23 protein-coding genes are annotated in these 25,595 nt (G+C 61.5%); 15 read left to right on the top strand and 8 right to left on the bottom strand.

Annotated features, from left to right (window positions below; translation table 11 throughout):
- The first annotated feature begins 167 nt into the window (after positions 1-167).
- The 9 genes from tkt (at position 168) to HP556_RS20350 (ending at position 10,021) form a co-directional block, all read left to right on the top strand.
- Complete coding sequence (tkt, locus tag HP556_RS20390) at positions 168-2,153, top strand: transketolase (protein ID WP_175368327.1); 1,986 nt, start codon at positions 168-170, stop codon at positions 2,151-2,153.
- Positions 2,154-2,281: 128 nt separating this feature from the next.
- Complete coding sequence (gene gap, locus HP556_RS20385) at positions 2,282-3,292, top strand: type I glyceraldehyde-3-phosphate dehydrogenase (RefSeq protein ID WP_092144873.1); 1,011 nt, start codon at positions 2,282-2,284, stop codon at positions 3,290-3,292.
- Positions 3,293-3,409: 117 nt separating this feature from the next.
- A complete protein-coding gene (locus tag HP556_RS20380; RefSeq protein ID WP_175368326.1) occupies positions 3,410-4,603 on the top strand; it encodes a phosphoglycerate kinase in 1,194 nt (397 codons plus the stop codon).
- Between the two features lie 62 nt (positions 4,604-4,665).
- A complete protein-coding gene (locus HP556_RS20375) occupies positions 4,666-4,923 on the top strand; it encodes a hypothetical protein (RefSeq protein WP_175368325.1) in 258 nt (85 codons plus the stop codon).
- Between the two features lie 180 nt (positions 4,924-5,103).
- The gene (gene fba / locus HP556_RS20370) at positions 5,104-6,171 is read left to right on the top strand and encodes a class II fructose-bisphosphate aldolase (protein WP_175368324.1); all 1,068 of its coding nucleotides are present in this window, start codon (positions 5,104-5,106) and stop codon (positions 6,169-6,171) included.
- A 166-nt stretch (positions 6,172-6,337) separates the two neighbouring features.
- Positions 6,338-7,363, top strand: coding sequence for a class I fructose-bisphosphate aldolase (locus HP556_RS20365; protein WP_175368323.1), 1,026 nt, complete (start codon positions 6,338-6,340; stop codon positions 7,361-7,363).
- Positions 7,364-7,365: 2 nt separating this feature from the next.
- A complete protein-coding gene (locus tag HP556_RS20360; protein ID WP_175368322.1) occupies positions 7,366-8,049 on the top strand; it encodes a thiamine phosphate synthase in 684 nt (227 codons plus the stop codon).
- 7 nt (positions 8,050-8,056) lie between these two features.
- The gene (locus HP556_RS20355) at positions 8,057-9,127 is read left to right on the top strand and encodes a tetratricopeptide repeat protein (RefSeq protein ID WP_175368321.1); all 1,071 of its coding nucleotides are present in this window, start codon (positions 8,057-8,059) and stop codon (positions 9,125-9,127) included.
- 102 nt (positions 9,128-9,229) lie between these two features.
- Positions 9,230-10,021 (top strand): inositol monophosphatase family protein, encoded by a 792-nt coding sequence (locus HP556_RS20350; RefSeq protein WP_089265396.1) that lies wholly within the window; start codon positions 9,230-9,232, stop codon positions 10,019-10,021.
- 65 nt (positions 10,022-10,086) lie between these two features.
- Here HP556_RS20350 and HP556_RS20345 read toward each other — a convergent pair whose 3' ends face one another.
- From HP556_RS20345 to HP556_RS20335, 3 genes are all read right to left on the bottom strand, one after another.
- On the bottom strand, positions 10,087-13,245 hold the full coding sequence (locus HP556_RS20345; RefSeq protein WP_175368320.1) for a multidrug efflux RND transporter permease subunit: 3,159 nt from the start codon (positions 13,243-13,245) through the stop codon (positions 10,087-10,089).
- A 10-nt stretch (positions 13,246-13,255) separates the two neighbouring features.
- The gene (locus HP556_RS20340; protein WP_089265398.1) at positions 13,256-14,470 is read right to left on the bottom strand and encodes an efflux RND transporter periplasmic adaptor subunit; all 1,215 of its coding nucleotides are present in this window, start codon (positions 14,468-14,470) and stop codon (positions 13,256-13,258) included.
- Positions 14,471-14,706: 236 nt separating this feature from the next.
- Positions 14,707-15,069: a hypothetical protein gene (locus HP556_RS20335; RefSeq protein ID WP_175368319.1), complete on the bottom strand. Its 363-nt coding sequence runs from the start codon at positions 15,067-15,069 to the stop codon at positions 14,707-14,709.
- A 41-nt stretch (positions 15,070-15,110) separates the two neighbouring features.
- On the opposite strand from HP556_RS20335, the gene HP556_RS20330 reads away from it, so the two are divergent.
- Genes HP556_RS20330 through HP556_RS20320 form a run of 3 tightly spaced genes read left to right on the top strand, consistent with a single transcriptional unit; the run spans position 15,111 to position 17,607 of the window.
- The gene (locus HP556_RS20330) at positions 15,111-16,121 is read left to right on the top strand and encodes a flagellar motor protein MotA (RefSeq protein ID WP_089265399.1); all 1,011 of its coding nucleotides are present in this window, start codon (positions 15,111-15,113) and stop codon (positions 16,119-16,121) included.
- Between the two features lie 3 nt (positions 16,122-16,124).
- Positions 16,125-17,156 (top strand): peptidoglycan -binding protein, encoded by a 1,032-nt coding sequence (locus HP556_RS20325; protein WP_089265400.1) that lies wholly within the window; start codon positions 16,125-16,127, stop codon positions 17,154-17,156.
- A 4-nt stretch (positions 17,157-17,160) separates the two neighbouring features.
- On the top strand, positions 17,161-17,607 hold the full coding sequence (locus HP556_RS20320; protein WP_175368318.1) for a GNAT family N-acetyltransferase: 447 nt from the start codon (positions 17,161-17,163) through the stop codon (positions 17,605-17,607).
- Between the two features lie 21 nt (positions 17,608-17,628).
- On the opposite strand, the gene HP556_RS20315 is transcribed toward HP556_RS20320, so the two are convergent.
- Positions 17,629-19,491 (bottom strand): ABC transporter ATP-binding protein/permease, encoded by a 1,863-nt coding sequence (locus HP556_RS20315; RefSeq protein WP_175368317.1) that lies wholly within the window; start codon positions 19,489-19,491, stop codon positions 17,629-17,631.
- A 192-nt stretch (positions 19,492-19,683) separates the two neighbouring features.
- Here HP556_RS20315 and rpmE point away from each other — a divergent pair, with 192 nt between their 5' ends.
- A complete protein-coding gene (rpmE, locus tag HP556_RS20310; protein WP_089265403.1) occupies positions 19,684-19,914 on the top strand; it encodes a 50S ribosomal protein L31 in 231 nt (76 codons plus the stop codon).
- A 178-nt stretch (positions 19,915-20,092) separates the two neighbouring features.
- Positions 20,093-20,716 (top strand): TetR/AcrR family transcriptional regulator, encoded by a 624-nt coding sequence (locus HP556_RS20305; RefSeq protein ID WP_175368316.1) that lies wholly within the window; start codon positions 20,093-20,095, stop codon positions 20,714-20,716.
- A gap of 50 nt (positions 20,717-20,766) precedes the next feature.
- Here HP556_RS20305 and HP556_RS20300 read toward each other — a convergent pair whose 3' ends face one another.
- From HP556_RS20300 to HP556_RS20285, 4 genes are all read right to left on the bottom strand, one after another.
- Positions 20,767-21,600 carry a MipA/OmpV family protein gene (locus HP556_RS20300; RefSeq protein ID WP_175368315.1) on the bottom strand — a complete coding sequence of 278 codons (834 nt, stop codon included), beginning with the start codon at positions 21,598-21,600 and terminating at the stop codon, positions 20,767-20,769.
- Positions 21,601-21,924: 324 nt separating this feature from the next.
- Positions 21,925-23,010 (bottom strand): acyltransferase family protein, encoded by a 1,086-nt coding sequence (locus tag HP556_RS20295; protein WP_175368314.1) that lies wholly within the window; start codon positions 23,008-23,010, stop codon positions 21,925-21,927.
- Positions 23,011-23,096: 86 nt separating this feature from the next.
- Positions 23,097-23,609 carry a protease adaptor protein RcdA gene (gene rcdA, locus HP556_RS20290; protein WP_089265407.1) on the bottom strand — a complete coding sequence of 171 codons (513 nt, stop codon included), beginning with the start codon at positions 23,607-23,609 and terminating at the stop codon, positions 23,097-23,099.
- Between the two features lie 573 nt (positions 23,610-24,182).
- Positions 24,183-24,374: a DUF1192 domain-containing protein gene (locus HP556_RS20285; RefSeq protein WP_089265408.1), complete on the bottom strand. Its 192-nt coding sequence runs from the start codon at positions 24,372-24,374 to the stop codon at positions 24,183-24,185.
- A 109-nt stretch (positions 24,375-24,483) separates the two neighbouring features.
- On the opposite strand from HP556_RS20285, the gene HP556_RS20280 reads away from it, so the two are divergent.
- The gene (locus HP556_RS20280; protein WP_093756808.1) at positions 24,484-25,479 is read left to right on the top strand and encodes an NAD(P)H-quinone oxidoreductase; all 996 of its coding nucleotides are present in this window, start codon (positions 24,484-24,486) and stop codon (positions 25,477-25,479) included.
- Positions 25,480-25,595 lie beyond the last annotated feature (116 nt).

Here is a 25,595-nt window from a genome sequence, read left to right as displayed (position 1 = left end):
ACCGCCGGTAGATATCCACAGACCAGAACTGTCCGGGAGACCTTGGACTCCCAGGAACCCAGATGCTATCCACCAGTTTCTCCTAAGCGATCCCAACATCTCGCTGCAGACCGCCCCTCTCGCGGACGCAGAATATTCCATTCCCTTCAATTTAGACGGAAACCGACATGGCGCAGGTTGATCACTCGAAAATGGCCAACGCGATTCGTGCCCTCGCCATGGACGGCGTGGAAAAGGCCAAATCCGGTCACCCTGGGCTGCCGATGGGCGCCGCCGACGTCGCCACCGTGCTGTTCACACAGTTCCTTAAATTTGACGCAGCCGATCCGAAGTGGCCGGATCGCGATCGCTTCATCCTCTCGGCCGGTCACGGCTCGATGCTGCTCTATGCCCTGCTCTATCTGACGGGCAACAAGGAGATGACGCTCGACCAGCTGAAGAACTTCCGCCAGCTGCATTCCAAAACTCCGGGTCATCCCGAGAATTTCCACACCTCGGGCGTCGAGACCACGACCGGCCCGCTCGGTCAGGGCGTCGCCACCTCCGTTGGCTTCGCGCTCGCCGAACGCATGCTGGCCGCCGAATACGGCGACGTGGTCGATCACTACACTTACGTGCTGTGCTCCGACGGCGACCTGATGGAAGGTGTCAGCCACGAGGCGCTGGCCATGGCCGGTCATCTCAAGCTGTCGAAGCTGATCTTCCTCTATGATGACAACGGCATTTCCATCGACGGTCCACTGTCGCTTGCCGACAGCGTCGATCAGGTCGCACGCTTCAAGGCCCATGGCTGGAATGCCGTGCATGTCGATGGCCACGACCAGGCCGCTATCGCCGCAGCGATCAAGCAGGCGCAGGCCTCCGACCGTCCGTCGATGATCGCCTGCAAGACCAAGATTGGCTTTGGCGCACCGACCCGCGCTGGTACCTCGAAGGCCCACGGCGAACCGCTCGGCGCGGAAGAACTTGCAGGCGCCAAGAAGGCACTGGACTGGAATTACGGCCCGTTCGAGGTGCCCGATGATATCCTGCAGGCCTGGCGCAACGTCGGCAAGCAGGGCGCATCGGCGCATGCGGACTGGCAGAAGCGTTTCGATGCCCTTCCGGACGACAAGCGCAGCGAGTTCACCCGCCGCAACGATCACGTTCGACCGACAGCCATGGCGGATGCGATTCTCACGCTGAAGAAGAAGCTGATCGCCGAGCCGCAGACCGTCGCGACCCGCAAGGCGAGCGAGCTCGCGCTCGAAGCGCTGGTCCAGGTCGTGCCGGAAATGGTGATCGGCTCAGCCGACCTGACGCCGTCGAACAACACCCGCACCAAGGGCGCCATCGAAGTGAAGCCTGGCGAATTCAAGGGCCGCTACATTCACTACGGCATTCGCGAAATGGGCATGGCCGCAGCCATGAACGGCATCGCGCTGCATGGCGGCTTCATCCCGGCCGGCGCGACCTTCATGTGCTTCACCGACTATGCGCGACCGGCGATGCGCATCTCGGCGCTGGCGCAGATCCCGGTCATCTACATCATGACCCATGACTCGATCGGTCTCGGCGAAGACGGCCCGACCCACCAGCCGGTAGAGCATCTGGCCGCGATGCGCGCGATGCCGAACATGCGCGTGTTCCGCCCCGCGGACACGGTCGAGACTGCCGAATGCTGGCAGCTCGCCATGGAGAAGACCAACGGCCCAACCATGCTGGCCCTGTCGCGCCAGAACCTGACGCCGGTGCGCACCACGCATCATGACGACAATCTCTGCGCCACCGGCGGCTATGAGTTGATCGCGGCCAAGGGCAAAGCCGCCGTGTCGATCTTCGCCTCGGGTTCGGAAGTCGAGATCGCCGTCGCAGCGCAGAAGCAACTGGCCGACAAGGGCATCGCGACGCGGGTCGTATCGGTCCCCTCGCTCGAACTACTGCTGGAGCAGCCCGAAGAGCGCCAGAAGGCGATCATTGGCGACGCGCCGATCAAGATCGCCGTCGAAGCCGCGGTCCGGTTCGGCTGGGATGCCGTGATCGGACACGACGGCACCTTCATCGGCATGAAGGGCTTCGGCTCGAGCGCGCCAGCCAAGGAGCTTTACAAGCTGTTCGGCATCACGGCCGAGGCCGTGGTCGAGGCTGCAACCAGCAAGCACAACGCGGCTTAACTCTATCGGAACGCTGGTAAATTTGACACATTGCACCAGCGTTCCATTCAGGGCATGAAACGCCCGTCACACGTCACTATATGAAGGCCCTCACGCGAGGTTTGAGCCTAATAAAAGGGAGAAGTTGAATGGCAGTCCGGGTTTCGATCAACGGTTTTGGCCGCATCGGCCGCAACGTCCTGCGGGCGATCTACGAGTCCAAACGCACCGACATCGAAGTCGTCGCCATCAACGATCTGGGGCCGGTTGAAACCAACGCTCACCTGTTGCGCTTCGACAGCGTGCATGGACGCTTCCCCGGCGACGTCACCGTCGACGGCGACAGCATCCAGCTTGGCAACGGCAACAAGATCAAAGTCACTGCGGTGCGCGATCCGAACACGCTGCCGTGGAAGGATCTAGGCATCGATATCGCTCTCGAATGCACCGGCATCTTCAGCGCCAAGGCGAAGGCGACGTCGCATCTGACTGCAGGCGCCAAGCGCGTGCTGGTTTCGGCTCCGTCCGATGGTGCTGATGCCACGATCGTCTACGGCGTCAACCACAAGACCCTGACCAAGGAGCATCTGGTCGTTTCCAACGGTTCGTGCACCACCAACTGCCTGGCGCCTGTCGCCAAGGTGCTGAACGAGACCGTCGGTATCGAAACCGGCTTCATGACCACGATCCACGCCTACACCGGCGACCAGCCGACGCTGGACACGCTGCATAGCGATCTCTATCGCGGCCGCGCCGCTGCGATGTCGATGATTCCGACCTCGACCGGCGCCGCGAAGGCCATCGGCCTCGTGATGCCCGAACTGGCCGGCAAGCTCGACGGCGTTTCGATCCGCGTACCGACCCCGAACGTCTCGGTGGTCGATCTCAAGATCATCGCCAAAAGGAGCACCACAAAGGAAGAGATCAACGAAGCCATCAAGAAGGCTGCGGCCGGCGAGCTGAAGGGCGTGCTCGGCACCACTTCGCATCCGAACGTGTCGATCGACTTCAATCACGATCCGCATTCGTCGACCTTCGCCTTCGACCAGACCAAGGTGCAGAACGGCACGCTTGTGCGGGTACTCTCCTGGTACGACAACGAGTGGGGCTTCTCCAACCGCATGGCCGACACCGCCGTCGCGATGGGCAAGCTGCTCTAAGGCAAGAGCGTTATCCCGGGCGCAGCATAAGACGCCGCGTCCGGGAGCCAACGAATGTAGCGGTCCCCGCTTCGCGGCGCGCCGCTCTGCGCTGACCTGCGTTTGGGACACAACATCATGACCAATTCTTTCCGCACCCTCGACGACGTCGATGTGAAGGGCAAACGCGTTCTCGTGCGCGTCGATCTCAACGTGCCCATGGATGGTGGCAAGGTTACCGACGCAACGCGGCTTGAACGCATCGCGCCGACCATCACCGAAATTTCCGACAAGGGCGGCAAGGTCATCCTGCTCGCGCATTTCGGCCGCCCCAAGGGCCGCGACGACAAGAACTCACTGAAGCCCGTGGCTGCGGCACTTGCCGATGTGATCAAGAAGTCGGTCGCCTTTGCCGACGACTGCGTTGGCGACGTCGCAGCCAAGGCCGTTGGCGCCATGAAGGACGGCGACATTCTCTGCCTTGAGAACACGCGCTTCCATTCCGCTGAGGAAAAGAACGATCCGGCTTTCGTCGCCGAACTCGCCAAGCTTGGCGATATCTGGGTCAACGATGCATTCTCGGCTGCACATCGCGCCCACGCCTCCACCGAAGGCCTCGGCCACAAGCTGCCCGCTTATGCCGGCCGCACCATGCAGGCCGAGTTGGACGCCCTAGGCAAGGCGCTGGACGCGCCGACCAAGCCGGTGATCGCCATCGTCGGTGGCGCCAAAGTGTCGTCGAAGATCGACTTGCTCGAAAACCTCGTCACCAAGGTCGATGCACTTGTCATCGGCGGCGGCATGGCCAACACCTTCCTGCATGCGCAAGGCGTCAAGGTCGGCAAGTCGCTGTGCGAGAAAGAGCTCGCCGCCACCGCGCTGCGGATCATCGACAAGGCCGAAGCCTCCGGCTGCGCCATCATCCTGCCGGTGGACGCCATCGTCGCATTCCACTTCGCCGCCAATACCCCGTCTCACGCCTACGGCCTTGATGCGATCCCAGATGAGGGCATGATCCTCGACGTTGGTCCGCAGTCGATCGAACGCATCAACTCGGCCATCGACGATGCCGCCACGCTGGTCTGGAACGGTCCGGTCGGCGCGTTTGAAATGACACCGTTCGACCGCGGCACGGTTGCCGGCGCCAAACATGCCGCAGCGCGCACCAAGGCGAAGAAGCTGATTTCAGTCGCCGGCGGCGGCGACACGGTGGCCGCGCTCAATCACGCCGGCGTCGCCGATGACTTCTCCTACATCTCGACCGCCGGCGGCGCCTTCCTCGAATGGATGGAAGGCAAGCCGCTGCCGGGCGTGGAAGTATTGAAGAAGTAGCAGCGGTACATTTTTGCCCGCAAGACTTGTGGGTACCGCAATGTTTATGGTATGTTCTTTCTATGAGCGAGAATGTGCAAACAGCAATGTTCGAGATCCTGAAGAAAATTCAGGGTGATGTTGCTGCGTTTCGCGGGGCGGCCGATAAACGTTTCGAGCAAGTCGATAGCCGTCTGGAGCGCGTCGAGACGTTAGTGCGCAAACAACGCCGTGATGGCGCTGCGATGCTGGTCATGATGCGTTCAGCAGCCGGTGATTTCGAAGAGCGGCTTGCAGCCGTAGAGCAGCAGATCGCTTTGCTAGACGCCAGCGAGCACTGACGTTCGGAAGTACTAACGCGTTGGGAATTCCATTAGCTGGAACGCTGGGCCATCGTGGCGATTAACGTCGGCTGTATGCGCGACTGATGGCGTCTTGGATTCGCCGTCTCCTCGCGCTAAGAGCCATATATCCCTCGGCGCGGCGTTTGCGCCTGTCCCAATTTACAAGGAGCTTCCTGCATGGCCCGTATTACGTTGCGTCAACTGCTCGATCACGCGGCAGAACACGATTACGGAGTGCCGGCCTTCAATATCAACAATATGGAACAGGCGCTGGCGATCATGGACGCGGCCAACTCCGTCGATGCGCCGGTGATCATCCAGGCCTCCCGCGGCGCCCGCTCCTACGCCAATGACATCATGCTCAAGCACATGATGGACGCGGTCACCGAAATCTATCCGCACATTCCCGTCTGCGTGCATCTCGATCACGGCAACGAAGCAGCAACCTGCATGACCGCAATCCAGGCCGGTTTCACCTCGGTGATGATGGATGGTTCGCTCAAAGCGGACGGTAAGACAGCGGCGGACTGGGACTACAATGTCGGCGTGACCAAGACTGTGACCGACATGGCGCATCTCGGCGGCATCTCGGTGGAAGGCGAGCTCGGCGTGCTCGGCTCGCTGGAGAGCGGCATGGGCGAAGCCGAAGACGGCCACGGCGCCGAGGGCCAGCTCAGCCATGACCAGTTGCTGACCAATCCCGACGAGGCCGTGAAGTTCGTCAAGGAAACCCAGGTCGACGCGCTGGCGATCGCCATGGGCACCTCGCATGGCGCCTACAAATTCACCCGCAAGCCGGACGGCGACATTCTCGCCATGAACGTGATCGAGGAAATCCACCGCAAGCTGCCGAACACCCATCTGGTGATGCACGGCTCGTCCTCGGTCCCGCAGGACCTGCAGGACATCATCAACAAGTTCGGCGGCCAGATGAAGCCGACCTGGGGCGTGCCGGTGGCCGAGATCCAGCGCGGCATCAAGCACGGCGTCCGCAAGATCAACATCGACACCGACAACCGGATGGCCATGACCGGCCAGATCCGCAAGGTGCTGAGCGAGAACCCCAGCGAATTCGACCCGCGCAAATATCTGAAGCCGGCGATGGAAGCGATGGTGAAGCTCTGCAAGCAGCGCCTGCAGGAATTCAATACCGCCGGCCAGGCCAGCAAGATCAAAAAGGTGCTGACCACGGCCGAAATGGCCAAGCGTTACGCATCGGGCGAGCTGAACGCGAAGATCGCCTGAGCCCAAACTGCCAATTGACTGTGTTTCAGCCTGCCATACAGCCTATGGCAGGCTGAATTTTTGCCGGAATCGGATGCGGACGGGCTCATTGGCCGGCCAGATGCTCGGATTTTGCCCGAGAACGGTCTAGATTGACCTGCAGGACTAGCCCGCTCAGGACATGCCCATGAATCTCGCCGAACTCAACAAAATCGCCCGCGCCATGACCGCGCCGGGCAAGGGCTTGCTTGCCGCAGATGAATCGTCAGGCACGATCAAGAAGCGCTTCGATGCGATCAGCGTCGAGTCGACGGAGGACAACCGCCGCGATTATCGTGAAATGCTGTTTCGCTCGCGCGAGGCGATGAGCAGCTACATTTCCGGCGTGATCCTCTACGACGAGACCATCTGGCAAAACGCCAAGGATGGCACGCCGCTGGTGCGGCTTATCGAGGAAGCCGGCGCCATTCCCGGCATCAAGGTCGATGAGGGCACGCAGGCCTTGCCGAACTGTCCCGGTGAGCTCGTCACAGCGGGCCTCGACAAGCTGGCCGAGCGTCTTGCCAAATATTACGAGCGCGGCGCGCGCTTTGCGAAATGGCGCGCGGTGATCGATATCGGTGCCGGGATTCCCTCGATGACCGCAATCTCCGTCAACGCGCACGCGCTCGCCCGCTATGCCGCGCTATGCCAGGCCGCACAGATCGTCCCGATCGTCGAGCCCGAAGTGCTGATGGACGGCGATCACGACATCGACCGCTGCGTTGAGGTGACGCAGCGCGTACTCAACAAGACGTTCCAGGAATTGCGGATCCAACGCGTCGCGCTGGAAGGCATGATCCTGAAGCCGAACATGGCCGTCTCTGGCAAGAAGTCGAAGACGCACGCTGGTGTGGCTGAAGTGGCCGAGAAGACCGTGCACATGCTGAAGAACTGCGTGCCCGCATCGGTGCCCGGCATCGCATTCCTCTCCGGCGGCCAATCTGACGAAGATGCGACCGCGCATCTCGACGCCATGAACAGGATCGGTAGCCTGCCCTGGCCACTGACATTCTCCTATGGCCGCGCGCTTCAGGCAGCGCCGCAAAAGGCATGGTCCGGCAAAGCCAACAATGTGCCAGCCGGTCAGCAGGCCTTCACCCATCGTGCACACATGAATTCACTCGCCAGCAAGGGCGAGTGGACGACTGATCAAGAACAGAAGGCGCTATAATCTTGGCTTCCAAACCCGTCCCGCCGCCGCCGATGCCGCGCCTCTATCTCGCGACTCCCGTCGTCGAGGATCCGTCAGCGCTGGCCGCGAACCTGCCTACTCTTCTTGAGAAAGCAGATGTCGCTGCCGTCCTGGTGCGACTGGCGACGACCGACCAGCGCACCATGATCACGCGCATCAAGGCGCTGGCGCCTGTCATCCAGACCAACGGCGCCGCGATGCTGGTCGAAGGCAATGTCGAGCTCGTCGCACGCGGCGGCGCCGATGGCGCGCATCTGCCCGGTCTCGCTCCCCTGCAGGATGCACTCCCCTCGCTGAAGCCTGATCGCATTGCAGGCTGCGGCGGATTGTCGACGCGCCATAATGCGATGGCAGCGGGCGAGGCCGGTGCCGATTACGTGCTATTCGGCGAACCCGACCCGAACGGCCAGCGCCCATCGGCTGACGCCATTGTCGAGCGCCTTCAGTGGTGGGCCGAATTGTTCGAACCGCCTTGCGTAGGCTTTGCCACAACGCTCGATGAGGCCAGGGAATTCGCAGCTGCCGGCGCTGACTTCGTGCTGGTCGGCGACGTCATCTGGAACGACGCGCGCGGTGCTGCTGCAGCCTTGATGGACGCAGAGAAGGCAATCCAGCAGGGATACGCGACGCTCGTCTCGGGGCAGTCCAAGGTCGAACAGGAATAACGCCGGAATGAAAATTCTGCGTTCCCTCACTGTAATTGCCGGCTGCCTGACCTGGGCAGCCAGCGCGACCGCGCAGATTTCGCTGACACCGCCGGGGGTGCAAACGCCACCACCGGCTGCAAGCAAGGCAGCTCCAAAAAAGGCGCCGGCACCGGCGAAAGCGCCAACAGCAGCGAAGAAAGCTCCTACGCCGCCTGCTGAAAAGCCCGCGCAGCCTGCAGAAGCCGCACCAACCGACCCCAATGCCGACCTGGTCTATGGCGCCTATCAGCGCGGCCAGTACAAGACCGCCTTCGACCTCGCCAGCAAGCGCGCGCAGGAGAACAACGACCCGAAGGCGATGACCATGCTTGGTGAACTCTATGCCAATGCATTGGGCGTCAAACGCGACTATGCGAAAGCTGCAGAATGGTATCAGCGCGCGTCGGAGCGCGGCGACCGCGAGGCCATGTTCGCGCTGGCGATGCTGCGACTGTCGGATCGCGGCAATGTCGGCAAACGCGATGAGGCCGTGAAGCTGCTAGCGTCCTCCGCCAAACTCGGCAATCCCAAGGCCGCCTATAATCTGGCGTTGCTCTATCTCGATGGGCAGACGCTGCCACAGGACGTCAAGCGCTCGGCCGAACTGCTCCGCGTTGCCGCCGATGCCGGTAACCCCGAAGCGCAATACGCGCTGGCGACGTTCTACAAGGAAGGCACCGGCGTCGAGAAAAGCATCGACAAGGCGGTCCGCCTGCTCCAAGCGGCGTCGCTGGCCGACAATGTCGACGCCGAGGTCGAATATGCCATTGCGCTCTATAACGGCACGGGAACCCCCAAGAACGAGGCTGCGGCCATCGCCCTGCTCCGCAAAGCCTCCAAACAGAACAGCCCGATCGCCCAGAATCGCCTCGCCCGGGTGCTGGCGCTCCGCACCAATACAGACGACCGGCTGGAAGGTCTGAAATGGCACATCGTCGCCAAAACCGCCGGAAAGGGGGACCTGATGCTCGACGAGCTTCTGGCCCAGGCCACCCCCGAGGAAAAGACCAAGGCCCAGGAAGCCGCCAAGAAGTGGCTGGGCACGACCCAGAAATGACCCCTGTAGCGATCTTGCCTTGACGAGATGCCGCCCGCAGGGCACCCATCGCCTCAGCAACCCCCAATCAGACCTGCCGTCAGGTCGTCGTGAGACGAACGCATGATCAATTCAGCCCTTATGAACGTGATGGTGAAAGCCGCGCGCCGCGCCGGCCGCAGCCTGAAGCGCGACCTCGGCGAGATCGAGAACCTGCAAGTCTCGATGAAGGGCCCCGCCAATTTCGTCAGCCTCGCCGACAAGCGGGCCGAGGAGATGCTCTATACGGACCTCAACAAAGCCCGCCCGGGCTATGGCTTCCTCGGCGAGGAAGGCGGCAACCGCGAGGGTACTGACAAGAGCCATACCTGGATCGTCGATCCGCTCGACGGCACCACCAACTTCCTGCACGGCATCCCGCAATTCGCAGTCTCGATCGGTCTGGCGCGCGAAGGTCAGGTGATTGCCGGCCTGATCTACAATCCGGCAAATGACGAGCTCTATATGGCCGAGAAGGGCTCGGGCGCGTTCCTCAACGACACCCGCCTGCGCGTCGCCGGCCGCAAGCAGCTCAACGAATGCGTCATCGCCTGCGGCCTGCCGCATATCGGCCGCGGCGACTTCGAACTGTCACGCAACGAAATGGCCGCGTTGCAGCCGAAGGTCGCCGGCCTGCGCCGCTTCGGCGCGGCTTCGCTCGATCTGGCCTTCGTCGCAGCCGGTCGCCTCGATGGCTATTGGGAGCGCAACCTGCAGCCTTGGGATATCGCTGCCGGCCTGATCCTGATCAAGGAAGCCGGCGGTACTGTTGGCGATATCAATGGTGGTGATGTGCTGACGACCGGCAACGTCGTTGCCGGCAACGAGTTCGTCCACGGCGCTCTGACGAAGATCCTGCGGCCGCTGACGAAGTAAGATTGATCGCTCGAATAGAAAAGCCCGGATGGCGTTGCGCCATCCGGGCTTTTCGTTTGATTGCCTTAGCTGTGCGACACGGACGGCGATGCGGTCGGCGCGTCCTGCTTTGCGTCTTCCGTCTTCGGCGCCTTGTCCGGCGAGAACAGCCGCTGCACCGACACGAAGAACACCGGCACCATCAGCAGCGCCAGGATCACCACCGCGATCATGCCGCCGGTCACCGACGTACCAAGCGCCTGCTGGCTGGCACCGCCGGCGCCCGATGCAACGACCATTGGCAACACGCCGCAGATGAAGGCGAGGCCGGTCATCACGATCGGGCGGAAGCGCAGGAAGCAGGCTTCCATCGTGGCATCCACCAGTGACTTGCCCTGCGCGCGCAGGTCCTTGGCGAATTCGATAATCAGAATCGCATTCTTGGCCGCGAGACCGATGATCGTAATCAGACCGACCGTAAAGTACACGTCGTTCGGCAGGCCACGCAAATTCGCCGCCAGCACGGCGCCAACGATGCCGAGCGGCACCGTCATCAGCACGGCCACCGGGATCGTCCAGCTCTCATAAAGCGCTGCGAGCACCAGGAACACCACCAGCGCCGAAAGCGCGAGCAGGAACGGCGCCTGCGAGCCGGACAGCTTCTCCTGCAGCGACTGGCCGGTCCATTCGAAACCGAAACCGCGCGGCAACAGGCCCGACAGACGCTCCATCTCCTTGATGGCGTCGCCGGACGTGAAGCCGGGCCGTGCTTCGCCGGAAATGCGAACTGCCGGATAGAAGTTGAAGCCGGCGATCTGGGTCGGTCCCTTTGCCCATTCCACTGTGGCAAATGACGAGAATGGCACCAGTTGTCCGCGGCTGTTCTTGACATTGTAGTTCAGGATGTCGGCCGCGTTCATCCGGTTGGCGGCCTCGGACTGCACTACGACGCGCTGCATGCGGCCCCGGTTGGGAAAGTCGTTGATGTAGTTCGAGCCGAGATTGGTCGAGATCGTGCTGTTGATATCCTCGAAGGTGACGCCGAAGGCGCCTGCCTTTTCGCGGTCGATCATCAGATTGACCAATGGCGCTGGTGGCAGACCTTCGACGAACACCTTCTGCAACACCGGGCTGGCATTGGCGTCAGCAATCAGCTTGTCGGATGCAGCATTAAGCGCGACGAACCCCTTCTGGCCGCGGTCCTGGAGGCGGAAGCTGAAGCCTGAAGAGTTGCCGAGGTTATCGATCGGCGGCGGCTGCAAAGCGGAGATCTTGGCGTCGCGGATCGACGACAATTCCCGATTGATATCGTTGACAAGCGCCGCGGCGGAATCGCCGGGCGGGCGTTCAGCCCAGTCCTTCAGGGTAATGAAGGCCTGCGCGGTGTTCATGCCCTGGCCGAGGAAGCTGAAGCCGGTGAGAAACACGACGCTCTCGATGCCGGAACGCTTCTTCAGATATGCCTCGACCTTCTCGATGGCGCCCTCGGTGCGAGCGAACGAGGAGTCCGACGGCGTCTGCACGTCAGTGGTGATGAAGCCCTGATCGTCGATCGGCAGAAAGCCGCCGGGCATCCGCATGAAGCCCCAGGTCAGTCCGACGAGCAGCGCGACATAGACGATCAGCAAGCGTCCGGTGCGCTGAATCGACCAGCTCACCGTCCTCGAATAGCCGTCGCGGGTAGCGTCGAGCTTGCGGTTGAACCAGCCGAACACGCCCTTCTTGGCATGGCCGTGTCCTTCCTTGATCGGCTTCAGGAAGGTTGCGCAAAGCGCCGGCGTCAGCGACAGCGCCAGCAGCGCGGAGAACGCGATCGAGGCGACCATGGTGACCGAGAACTGGCGGTAGATGATGCCCACTGAGCCGGGGAAGAACGCCATCGGCACGAACACGCCGATCATCACCAGCGTGACACCGATGATGGCGCCGGAGATCTGGCCCATCGCCTTCTTGGTGGCTTCCTTCGGCGGAAGTCCCTCCTCGCTCATGATCCGCTCGACGTTCTCGACCACCACGATTGCATCGTCGACGAGGATGCCGACAGCCAGCACCATGCCGAACATGGTCAGCATGTTGATCGAATAGCCGGCCAACAACAGCATCGTACAGGTGCCGAGCAGCGCGATGGGTACGACGATGGTAGGGATCAGCGTGTAACGGAAATTCTGCAGGAAGATGAACATCACGATGAAGACGAGGACAACCGCCTCGATCAGCGTCATCACCACCTTCATGATCGATGCTTTGACCACCGGCGTGACGTTGTACGGAATGTCGTAAGCGATGTTAGCAGGGAAGAAGTTCGATAGCTCCTTCATCTTGGCTTCGATAGCCGAGGCCGTCGCCAGCGCGTTGCCCTTCGGGGACATCAGCACCGACAGGCCGGCCGTCGGCTGGCCGTTCAGGCGCGTGGTGAACTGGTAGCTGAGGCCGCCGATCTCGATCCGGGCGACGTCGCGCAGCCGCACGGTCGAGCCATCGGAATTGGCGCGTAGCACAATGGCGCCGAATTCTTCCGGCGTGGAGAGCTGGCCTTTGACGAGCACCAGTGACGACGTCTTGGTGGTCGCTGTCGAGGGCTCGGCACCGACGCTGCCGGAGGCAACCTGGGCGTTCTGTGCGGTGATGGCCTTGTTGACGTCGTCGGAGGTCAGATTGTAGCCAACCAGCTTGGCGGGATCGACCCAGACGCGCAGCGAGCGCTCGGTGGAATACAGCGAGGCACGGCCGACGCCGGGAATACGACGAATTTCACCGAGGATGTTACGGATCATGAAGTCGCCGAGGCCGACTTCATCGAGGCTGTTATCGGTGGAGCGCAGCGTGATGATGTTCAGCACCGCGGCAGAAGCTTCCTCGACCAGGATGCCCTGCTGGATCACGGCACGCGGCAGACGCGCTTCCACGCGCTTCAGGCGGTTCTGCACTTCGACCGACGCCTGGCTGGTATCGGTGCCGGGCTGGAAGTTCGCGATGATTTCGACGGCACCCAGCGAATCGCTCGTCGATTCGAAGTTCAGGATGCCCGCAGCGCCGTTGAGCTCCTCTTCAATCAGCCGCGTCACGCTGTTGTAGAGATTCTCTGGCGACGCGCCCGGATAGCTCGTCGAGATCGAAATCGATGGCGGCGCGATGATCGGATACTGCGCAATCGGCAGCTGCGGAATCGCGATGGCGCCGAAAAGACAAATGAAAAGCGCGACGACCCAGGCAAAAATCGGCCTGTCGATGAAAAAACTAGCCATGTCGATTTACTCAGGGACGCGCTTGAGTGGTTTTCTGCCCCTCGGGCGGAAGGCCCGCAGTGGCATTCGCGTCAGTCCAGGCGGTCGCCTTGACCTTGTCGCCAGCAGCGAATTTCTGGAAGCCCTCGACCACGACGCGCTCGCCGCCCTTCAGGCCTTCGGTCACGAACCACTGACCATCCTGCACGGCACCTGTTCGTACCATCTGGACCGCAACATGACCGTCATCCTTGACAACGAATACTTCGGCTCCGCCGCCACCATTGCGCTGCACTGCCTGCTGCGGAACCGCAATGGCATCGGTGTCGATGCCCTGCTCAATCTGCACGCGGACATACATGCCCGGTAACAGCTCACGCTTCGGGTTCGGAAATTCGCCGCGCAGCGTTACCTGACCCGTGAAGGTGTCGACCTTGGCTTCGGAGAACAGCAGCTTGCCCGGCAGCGAATAGAGCGTGCCGTCGTCAAGCATCAGTCTCACCTTGGCCGCGCCAGGCGCGATCCGCTCGAGATCGCCGGTCTCGAAAGAGCGGCGCAAGTTATTCAATTCGGACACCGACTGCGTGAAATCGGCATAGATCGGATCGAGCTGCTGAATGGTGGCGAGATTCGTATTGTCGTTCTGCGCAAGCAGCGCACCTTCGGTCACCAGAGCGGCTCCGACAATGCCGTCGATCGGCGCGCGGATGGTTGCATAGTCCAGATTGAGGCGCGCACGCGCGACGTCGGCTTTCTTGGATGCAATCTCGGCTTCAGCCTGACGCTGCGCACCGACTGCTTTCTCGGCTTCCGCTTCGGAGACTGCTTTCTGCAGTGCAAGACCCGACACGCGCTTGGCCTGCATCGACGCGAGATCATAGGCAGCTTCCGCCTTGTGAAGCGACGCCTTTGCGGACTGCAATTCCACCTCGAACGGCTTCGGATCGATGCGATACAGCGTGTCGCCCGCCTTCACCTCGGTGCCCTGATGAAACGCGCGCTCGATGATAATGCCCGACACACGCGACCGCACATCGGCAACGCGCGTCGGCGCGATACGTCCGGGCAATTCGCGAACCAGCGCACGTCGCTGTTGCGTGACGGAAATGATGCTGACTTCAGGCTCACTCACCTGCGGCGGCGCTGACGCCACCGCGTCCTTGGGTTCGTTGCATCCTGCGAGCACGGGCGCGAGTCCCGCCAGCAGAAGCGCGAAGCCTGCAGAGCGTGCGTTCAACATCGTCATTTACTTTGATATCCCAAGTTGCGAATTCGAACATGCATCAACGAATACGCCGGACCTCTGTGGTCTTCATGCGCGTAGCCGGATTCATCGAACTTCTTTGATAGCTTAGAATAAAAACCGCGGTGCTGCGGCGCAATACATATCGAGGCGGCGCATTGCCACACGGCCTATCGTATTGAACTCACAAAGGCTTTCGAGGCTCACGCGAACGTGAATCAGATGGAACCGGCACATGTTTAGTTAACGGCGGCCGTTCGATAGTGACTCACGCCCCATTTGCTTCCATCCGCATGGACAAACAACCCCGCGGTCGCAGAAAGCCAGCGGCCGGCGCCGCGTCCATATGCAGAGTTGCGTTCATGGACCAGACGTAGGATCCGTTCGATCTCATCGCGATGGCGATCGAAATTGTCGAGCCAGTCATTCGCCATGCGTGCGTAGCGCGTGCCGCTCCAGCGCCACTCCTTCTCCACAAAGGGCTCAACAAAAAGGTCTTTTCTAAATACGCGGCAGATCGCGCCAGGTTTCAACTGGAAGTTCCCGGTGACATCGCTGATTCCGGCGGTATCCGATCTTTTTTTGTCGCGGGGCTGTGCCATATTGCGCGTCGAACCTTTCCTCGCATGCAGATGATCAGCACATGGCGCCTGGCTCCTCCTCCCGCTCCGCGATGGAAATCGAACTGACCAAGCTCTCATCGCCCCGGATCTTCCTGGTCCGAATGCTGGTGTTTCTGGTGCTCTGCGGTCTGATCATGACCGTGCTCTACAAGCAGATCGTTCTCGCTTTCTTTGCCAATCCCGGGCTCAACGCGCTGATCGGCGCGGTATTGGCGATCGGCATTATCCTGTCGTTCCGGCAGGTCATCCGGCTCTATCCGGAAGTCTCGTGGGTCAACAGCTTTCGGATTTCCGATCCTGGCCTCGCGCTGGACCGACGCCCGACCCTGCTGGCGCCGATGGCTGCGATCCTCGGCGGCGAGCGTACCGGCCGTATGACCATCTCGCAGCAGACCATGCGGCATCTACTCGATTCGATCGCGACGCGCCTCGACGAATCCCGCGACATCTCGCGCTATATGACCGGCCTCCTCGTATTTCTCGGGCTGCTCGGCACCTTCTGGGGCCTGATCGAGACCGTTGGCTCCGTCGGCAAGGTGATCGAAGGCCTCAAGGTCGGCGGCGATGCCGGCTCGCTGTTCGACACGCTGAAGGAAGGCCTCGCCGCGCCGCTCGCCGGCATGGGCATCTCGTTCTCGTCATCGCTGTTCGGCCTCGCCGGCTCGCTGATCCTCGGCTTCCTCGACCTGCAATCCAGCCAGGCCCAGAACCGGTTCTATACGGATCTGGAAGACTGGCTCGCCTCCACCGTGAAGGAATATTCCGGCGAGACAGCCCCCGTTACCTCATCCGGCACCCCGGCCGAGTTGCAGGATGCCATCGAGCGCCTGCGTCGCTCCATCGAGGACGGCAACAACAACCGTGGCACCACGACCGCCATGGCCAATCTCGCCGATGCGATCCAGAGCCTTGTGGCGCATATGCGCAGCGAGCAGGAGATGATCCGCGAATGGGCCGATGGTCAGGGCGAGCAGAGCCGCGAGATCAAGAAGCTGCTCGAACACATCGCTCGCCAACCTGAGAAGAACTGATCCATGGCATTGGCACGCAATCGCCGCGGCTCTTCCGAATTCAATTACTGGCCGGGCTTCGTCGACGCGCTGTCGACGCTGGTACTCGCGATCGTCTTCCTGCTGTCGATCTTCCTCGTCGTGCAATTCTATCTGTCGCAGGAAGTCACCGGCAAGGACAAGGCGCTGGAGCAGCTCACCGCCAAACTGGCTCAGCTGAACGACCTGCTATCACTGGAGAAGCTCGGCAAGCTCAATCTCGACGAGCAGCTATCTCAGATGCGCGCCGGGCTGTCCGCCGCGGAATCGGAGCGCGACCGGATCAAGGGCTTGTATGACGGCCTCGCCGGTGCGGGCTCCGATGCCGCAGGCCGCAACACCGAGCTCAACAAGGCGCTGGATTCCGAGAAGCAGCTCTCCGCCCGTGCGCTGGCGCAGGTCGAGGTGCTGAACCAGCAAATCTCGGCGCTGCGCCGCCAGCTAGCGGCACTCGAAGAAGCGCTGGAAGCGTCCGAGAAACGAGACAAGGAATCGCAGGGACGCATCGTCGATCTCGGCCAGCGCCTCAACGTCGCGCTCGCGCAGCGCGTTCAGGAGCTGTCGCGCTATCGTTCCGAATTCTTCGGACGCCTGCGCGCCATTCTCGGCAACCGCCCCGACATTCGCGTTGTCGGCGATCGCTTCGTGTTTCAGTCCGAAGTATTCTTCGATGTCGGCCAAGCGGCTTTGCTTCCCGAAGGCCGCGCCGAACTGGACAAAGTCGCCAGTGCCCTGATCGAACTCGACAAGCAAATCCCGGCCGAAATCGCCTGGGTGATGCGCGTCGACGGCCATACCGACTCGCGGCCGATCCTCAACAGCCCGCTGTTCAAGTCGAACTGGGAACTGTCGTCGGCGCGTGCGATCTCGGTCGTGCAATATCTGATCTCGCTCGGCGTGCCCGCACAGCGTCTCGTCGCCGCCGGCTTCGCCGAAAACCAGCCGCTGGATACGGCGCAGACTGAGGAAGCCTACAAGCGCAACCGTCGCATCGAACTCAAGCTCACCGAGCGCTGACGGCATGCCTGAGCCATTCGAGTTGCGCCCCTATCGCGAGAGCGATGAAGACTCATCTATAGCCCTGTGGCTGGAGACTTGGCGACAGGCCTATCCCTCGATCAATTTCGACGCCCGCGTCGCTTGGTGGCGCGAGCGATGGCGCGACGAACTGGTACCAGTGGCGCAGATCGTGGTCGCCGAGCAAAACGGTGCGATGGTCGGTTTCGTCACCATCGACCGCACCGGATATCTCGACCAACTGGTGGTGAGCCCAGCCAAATGGGGATCGGATGTTGCTCGCCTACTCGTCGATGATGCCAAGCGGCTATCGCCGGGCGGCGTGACGCTCAAGGTCAATGCCGATAATGCCCGCGCTATCAAATTCTATATGCGTAACGGCTTTGTCAAAACTGGCGACGAGGTGAACACGTCAGGCCGTGCCGTCGACCTGATGGAATGGAAGCCGTAGCAAGCCTCCCATCGTCGACACTCACACCCCGAACTGCAACCGCGCCAATCGTGCATAAAGCCCGTTCGCCGCGACCAGTGAGGCGTGCGTGCCCTGCTCGACGATGCGGCCATGATCCATGACGAGGATGCGATCGCAGGACAGCACGGTGGCGAGGCGATGGGCGATCACCAGCGTGGTGCGGTGCTTCATCAGTTCTTCCAGTGCGGTCTGCACCAGCGTCTCGGATTCGGCATCGAGTGCAGACGTTGCTTCATCGAGCAGCAGCAGCGGTGCGTCGCGCAGGATGGCGCGCGCGATTGCGATGCGCTGACGCTGGCCGCCCGAGAGCGTGACGCCCCGTTCGCCCAACTGCGCCTCGAATCCATCAGGCAGGCGGCGAATGAATTCCGTGGCATGCGCCAGTGATGCCGCATGCTCGACTTCAGCGTCCGTCGCATCGGGACGACCGAAGCGGATGTTCTCGCGGGCGGTTGTAGCGAACACGACGGAGTCTTGCGGCACCAGTGCGATACGCTTGCGGAGCTCGCGCGGATCGGCATCACGGATTGGCACGCCATCGACCGAGATGGCGCCGCCCTTAGGATCGTAAAAGCGCAGCAGCAAATGAAACAGCGTGCTCTTGCCGGCGCCGGACGGGCCGACGATGGCGACCTTTTCGCCAGCCTTCACCGATAGCGATACGCCAGCGGCCGACAGGATCTCCGGCCGGGTCGGATAGGCAAAGGAGACATTGTCGAACACGACGTCGCCGCGTGCGGGCTGCGGCAATGGCCGCGGCGATGCCGGGGCCACCACGGCGGACTTGACGTTGAGGATTTCGAACAGTCGTTCCGCCGCGCCTGACGCCGCCGAAATCTCGCCCCAGACTTCGCTGAGCTGGCCGAGGCTGGAGGCCGCGAAGGCCGCATAGAGCACGAACTGTCCGAGACGGCCGGGCGTCAACGAGCCTGTCAGAACATCGTGCGAGCCGACCCAGAGAATGCCCACGACACTGGAGAACACGATGAAGATGATGACCGCGGTCAGCACAGCGCGCGCACGGGTCGAGCCACGTGCGGCGTCATAGGCCTGCTCGACCTCCTTGCCAAAGCGCGCATTCGCCAACTGCTCATTGGTATAGGCCTGCACCGTACGGATCGAACCGACGAGTTCGCCGGCATAGGCCGAGGCTTCCGCCAGCGTATCCTGCGCGTTGCGCGACAGACGCCGCACCCAACGCCCGAAGGCCACCAGCGGGATCACGATCAGCGGGATCGCCGCGAGCACGAAGCCGGAGAGCTTGGGGCTAGAAACGACCATCATGGCTGCCGCGCCGAGAAACAGCACAAGGTTGCGCAACGCGATGGATACGGACGCGCCGACCGCAGACTTGATCTGCGTAGTATCGGCCGTGAGCCGCGACACCAGTTCGCCGGAGCGCGACGTATCGAAGAACGACGGCGAAAGCGCGGTGAGATGCTGGAACACGTCGCGGCGCAGATCGGCGACGATGCGCTCGCCGATGGTCATGACGAGGTAGTAACGGGCCGCGCTGGCCAGCGCGAGCACGACCACCACAGCGATCATGACGCTGAAATAGTTGTTGATCATCGCGATGCCTTCGGGGCTGAAGCCGAAGTCAATCATCCGCCGTGCCGCCACAGGCACGACGAGCGTGGTCACAGCCGCAACGGTCAACGACACCAGCGCCAGCAGGGCCCGGCCGCGATACCGCGCCACATAGGGCGCCAACGCCAGGAGCGGCCGCAATTTGGCTCGGCTGGGTGGTACCTGGGGCTCCACAACGGTATCCGCCAGCGACGGCTCCGGAAGCACCGGATCGGGCTGCGGAAGCGTCGGCTTGGCCGCGCGGGGGATCTCAAGCCGTTCGACTGCACTCATGATTTATAACCGTTCTTGTCGTTGCCCTGAGATAGGCCGGAGCGGGCCCCGAGGCAAATGACCTAGGTCAATTGCACGGGCAATGATCCACGACGGGAGTCCTTGTCTCCCGCACGTTCCTGCGATATAGAGCGGCCAAATCCGCCATCGAAATCACAGAGATTCAGGCGCCGGCGCGCCGAAGGAACCGTCATGAAAGCCGAAATTCACCCGGATTATCATAACATTACGGTCGTTATGACCGATGGTACGGAGTATCAGACCCGTTCCACCTGGGGCAAGGAAGGCGACAAGCTGAACCTCGACATCGATCCGAGGTCGCACCCAGCCTGGACCGGTGGCACCACCCAGCTTCTCGACCGCGGTGGCCGCGTGTCGCGCTTCCAGAAGAAGTTCTCGGGCTTCCTCAAGAAGGAAGATTGATCTTCACAAGGAAGATCGGCCTTTCAGGCTTATCCGATTGCCTTTCAAAACGCCTCTGCAGCCAGCAGGGGCGTTTTTCGTTGCTGGCCGACATTGCCACGGCGGTACCTTAAAACCGCCTCCGTTGCCCTCCTTATAAGGTGCGCCACATCATCTTGCGCGGGGGCGCAACGAGACCATGCCGACCAATACCGGGCACCACCGCAAGAAGCCGCGTCAGGCGCGCTCCGTTGCGACCGTGGGCATCCTCCTGGACGCCGCTGCCCTCGTGCTGGTGGACGAAGGCTACGAACGCGCCACCACCAACAGAATCGCCGAACGCGCCGGCGTCAGCATCGGATCGCTCTATCAATATTTTCCAAACCGGGACGCGCTGTTCGGGGCCCTCCATGGCCGGACGGAAGCCCAAATGTCAGAAAATATCTGGCAGACCATTTCAGGATTCGAAGGGCTGGATCTGCGTGGATTCGTCCGCTCCGGTCTGAACACCGCGATCAGCCAGCATGCCCGCGTGCTGCCGCTGCTGAAGGTCTTGATGGAGACCGCCTCCGGCCGTCCCCCTGTTCAGTGGCCATTCGACCCCTTTCCGCAGCGGCAAGGCCTCTTGCGTGGCATGTTTGACAGTCATGCCGACGAGCTACGCCCTGGCTTCAATCGCGAAGCCGGAAGTTTCTTCATTCCGAGAATGGTCGGCTCGGCACTCGATGCGGCGATCGCATTCCGTCCGGATGCCTTCGCCAATGGCGAGCTGGAACAGGAGCTGGATACGATGTTGTCGTACTATCTGATCGGGGAGCGCTAGAAGCGTGAGCTAGCGTGCGCCGTATTGGCCACGCTGTGCAATCGCACGTGCTATCGCACGCCGACGTCGAACGAATAGGCCACGCCGACGCCGTAGGTGACCTGATTGGTCGACCCACGGAATTTCACCAGCGGACTGTCGGCGATGCTGCCGAGCAGCTTGTCATATTCGACATAGCCGCGCACTTCCCATTGCGGATCGAGCTTGTAGCGCAATTGCGCGCCCGCACCGACCGAACTCGAACCGCCCTTGGCGTCGTAAACCGGCAAACCTGACGCAAGCGCCTCGATATTGTTGACGCTGAAGTAAGTCTCCGCATATTTCGCATCCGTCACCCGGTAGCGTGGGCCGGCAGCAAAGGTCATCCGCTCGTTGATCGGCACAATCACGTCAGCCGAGAAATCCGCGACGATACCTTCGTGGCCACCGAGACCGCGGCGCAGTTCGGAGCGTAGGCGCAGCCAGTCGAAGGCGTAGTATTCGGCGAAACCACCGAGTTCGACCGCGAAATCAACGTCCCTCAGGCCACGCAGCTCGCTGTGATCGGCGGCCTTGCGCGCTGCTTTATAGTTGCCGACGGGACCGGCGCGAAAGCCGCCCACGTCGATCAGGGCGAAGCTTGCATTGTCGCGCATGCCCTTGAAACGGGCCGGCGTGCCGGCACGGCGAATCGAGATGATCGGCTTTGGCGCAAGTTCAGAACTCCCGGCGCCTTCGTAAGATGGCTGCATTTCGCCGCCTATCCCGACGGTCACGGTCCAGCCACCGGAGGCCGAGGGCACGAAGGGCACCGATGGCAGCATCACCACCGGATCAGCCGCAACCGCAACCGCCGGACAAGCCAACACACCAATGAGACCGAACAGACGAGGAGACAAAGACATCAGATTCCTACTTGGATCGGCGCGGAATTTCGGTGTGGCCGCGCTTCAATGCCACATCGTTGCGATTGCTCCCGTGCGACATGGAGTCACCGCAACAATGCGAAGATAGCTGGCGCGACGCCTCCTCCAAACTCGCATTGGCTCGGCATCAGAAGTGTAGCTCTCTGGCGAGAAACCCTATTCAGGCAAGGCTTTGCGATAAATGACGCTATGCCTGCGGCGTCATCGCTCACATTTCCGGGCAGCGTGGCAGTAATATCTGAAAGAATGGATCGCCGCCGTCTGCGGCATCGCGCCGCACTACCGACTTGATAGCCCCGATGCCTACGCCTTCACCGGCGCGTCGCTTCTCCGCGGGATGAATCGCTGCGTGATCCAGTTGCGACCGGGCATTTCGACGAAGCGATAGCTCACTTCCGCCAGCGCCCAGATGATGGCGAAACAGACCAGCGATGCAGCGATATAGACAACCTCAGTCTGGCCTAAATGCCGCCAGGTCCTGATAGCGAAACTGACGAACAGCGGATGGATCAGATAGATCGAGTACGAGATGATGCCGAGCCGGTAGACCAGCGCGTTGCCGAACAGCAGTTGCGCCATCTGGCCATCACGCGAGAGCACCGCGACCAGCGGGATGTACAGCAGATACATCAATCGATCGCTGGCATCGGCGAGACCGACCGCGATGATGGCCAGCGGCAGCGCGACCACCAAAATGTCCTGCACGCCCGCCGACAGTCGATCGACCACATCCCCAAAGCGAAAAATCGCGAGGCCCAGCGTGAAGCCTCCCACCGCGCGCAGCAGCGGATAGAGCGAATTGCCGTTGACCACATCGAGCGGTCCGCCCGACCCGCGGCCGCTGATGCTGACGGCATAGATGCCGAGCAACGCCACGATCACGGCGAGACCCGCGATCCACTTACTGCCGCGCTGAGTGAAGGGCATCAGGATCGGCAGCAGCAGATAGGAGCCCATTTCGGCGCTCGCCGCCCAGGCTACGCCGATGATCGGGAAAATGTAGAGACCCCAGCCGGTCATCATCAGCAGGTTGCCGGTCCAGTCCCAGGCCGAATACATCTCCAGCTTCTCGCCGGACAGACCGGCTGCGATCTTGGCCACATAGAACAGTCCGATAATGAAATAGGCCGGGTACAGCCGCGCGACCCGCTTCAGCATGAAATGCGCAAAGGCCTTGCCGGTGAGATGCAGGAACGCGTCGCGATAGGTCAGCGCCATCACATAGCCTGACAGCATGAAGAACAGGTCGACGAGCAAATAGCCGTAGGGAATGCGGAAGAATGAGCCCGTGCCACCGGTTGCGAGCTGCACGTCACCGAAATGATACACGACGATGACAGCGGCTGCGACGCCGCGCACCCCGGTCAATGCCCTGATATCGTCTGCCATCGCAAATGCCCCCGCTGCGCCTAGCTCATGTTTAGCGCATGAGCGGCGAGCGAGGAACAGCGTTCAGGAATGTGAGGGACGCGCGATCAGCGTTCGAACGCAGCCTTCAGGCGATTGAGCTGCGGCACCAGCGGATTGCCGATCGGCGCATGCGTGGTGGTCGCGGCATGGATCGAGATGTCGAGGCGACGAACCTTGGTCTGCAGCACCATCGAACGCGTGATCAGGATCTGCAGCTGCTCGGGCAGCTTGAGCAGCATTTCTTCCGGACTCGGATCGGCGGCGCTGAGCTTGACCTTGGTCTTTTCACGATTGGCCTGGGTCAACGTCATCTCGCCTTCCTTCACCGCACGGTGCAGCAGCAACCATGAGGCAAGCTGCATGAGGCGGGTGGTGAGGCGCATGCTTTCGGTGGCGTAAGTCAGGCTGACGGAGCGATCCAGTGCCTTGGCCTCGCTACGGCCGACGCCGTCGAGATAGGCCGCGGTCTCTTCGACCAGATCCATCCCCTCGCGAAACAAGGCGCCGAAGGCAGCAGAATTGGTCAGCCGCTCGCTAAACTGAACGAGAGCGGGTTCGCTGTGCAAACGATCCGACATAGTTAACGCCTCACGCAAATGGTTTCGCAGCCAGCTCTGAACGGCGGGCTTATGATGAACAAATCATTACGCGTGCGTGCGTGAGAGTCCAGCGGCGTAAAATTAAAGAAGTATTTATGGTTTCCAACGCGATTTAACGATCGCTGACGCCCCAAAAGAAGACATGAGTGCCAAAAAAAGAGCCGCCGTTTCCGGCGGCTTTAAAGTTGATAACAGGGAGGCGTCAAACAGAGTGGACAGGAGCCACTCGGTGTCCAAACAAGGACAATTTAAGTAATATGCGAGAAAGCTTAATTGCGCGTAAATACGCGGGCTTTCTTCACGATCCGTTTGCCATGCGACGCCTCGCAAACTGTATCGGAATGAGACAATGTCGGGATCGCGACTGAGGAAGCGTCGGCGGTATTGCACAGGCCTCTCGTCCGCCATTGCGAGCAGAGCGAAGCAATCCAGTTTTCTTCGCGTATGGCTTCTGAATTGCCGCGTTGCTTCGCTAAGAGGAAAGCTGCAGGACAGCTTTCCTTCACCTCGCAATGATGACAGAGAGCCGGGAGAGCGCCGTTCAATAGCCCGTCACGATTTGAAAAAGCGATCCGCCGCATCGCGCGTCGCGCGCTTCAAGGTCATGCTCGATTGCAGCCGCGCGATCTCGCCATTGAGCAGCGCGATCCGCTCGGCGAGTTCCTCGACCGATAGCAGCGAGAGGTCCTGCCCGACCTCATGGCTGACCTTCTTCTTCGGTTTGTCGTCGTCGTCGATCGCCATTTGGGGCCCTCCCCGTCTCAAATTCGAATATGCACCGGATGTTGCCAGCATTGATCCGGCTGTTTAATCAGATGGCCAACCGACATCCCGTACGCCGCAAGGACAAATCATGGAAAAGCTGCCCACGCAAATGACCGTCGTTGGTATCAGCAAACCGGGCGGCCCCGAGGTGCTGATTCCCGAAACGCGCCCCGTTCCAAAGCCGGGTCCCGGCGAAATCCTGGTGAAGGTCGCAGCCGCCGGTGTGAACCGTCCGGACGTCGCACAGCGCTCCGGCGCCTATCCGCCGCCGCCTGGCGCCAGCGATCTGCCCGGCCTCGAAATCTCCGGTGAAGTCGTCGCCCTCGGCGAAGGCGCCACCAAACACAAGCTCGGTGACAAGGTGATGTCGCTGGTCGCCGGCGGCGGCTACGCGCAATATTGCATCGCACAGGATGCGCAGGCGATGACGGTCCCCGAAGGCTTCTCGATGACCGAGGCCGGCGCCACCGCCGAAACCCTGATGACCGTCTGGCATAACGTGTTTGAGCGTGGCGGATTGCAGCCCGGCGAGACCGTGCTGATCCATGGCGGCTCTTCCGGCATCGGCACCATGGCGATCCAGCTCGCTAAGGCGCTAGGTTCCAAGGTGATCGTCACCGTCGGCTCCCAAGACAAGGTCGATGCCTGCCTCAAGCTCGGCGCCGATCACGCCATCAACTACAAGACCGAGGACTTCGTCGAACGCGTCAAGGAAATCACCAAGACCGGCGTCGAGCTGATCCTCGATATGGTGGGCGCGGATTATGTAGAGAAAAACTTCGATGCCGCCGCCGTCGATGGCCGCATCGTGCAGATTGCGGTGCTGAACGGCCCGAAAGCCACCATCAACGCCGCCAAGATCATGGTGAAGCGGCTGCACTATACCGGCTCGACTCTGCGCCCCCGCACCAATGCCGACAAGGCCGCCATGGTCAGGGCAATCGAGGCCAATGTCCTGCCGCTACTCAAGTCTGGCAAGGTTAAGCCCCTGATGGACAGCACTTTCCCGCTGGAAAAGGCTGCGGACGCGCACAAACGCATGGAAACCAGCGCACATATTGGCAAAATTGTGTTGGTCGTTTAGGGCTGGAGAACAGCCGGAAACCCTTTGATTTATCTCGCTTTCATGTCATTTATCGCGCGTCGGGAAATGGCCCTGCTTCTGCGTGACGCAGGGTCGATGTTTTGTTGATCGCGGAG

Origin of the sequence: Tardiphaga robiniae, from assembly GCF_013359755.1 — a bacterium.
GTDB classification, from domain to species: Bacteria; Pseudomonadota; Alphaproteobacteria; order Rhizobiales; family Xanthobacteraceae; genus Tardiphaga; species Tardiphaga robiniae.
Note: the sequence above shows the minus strand (reverse complement) of the source record. Positions and strands in the feature narration are given on the sequence as shown.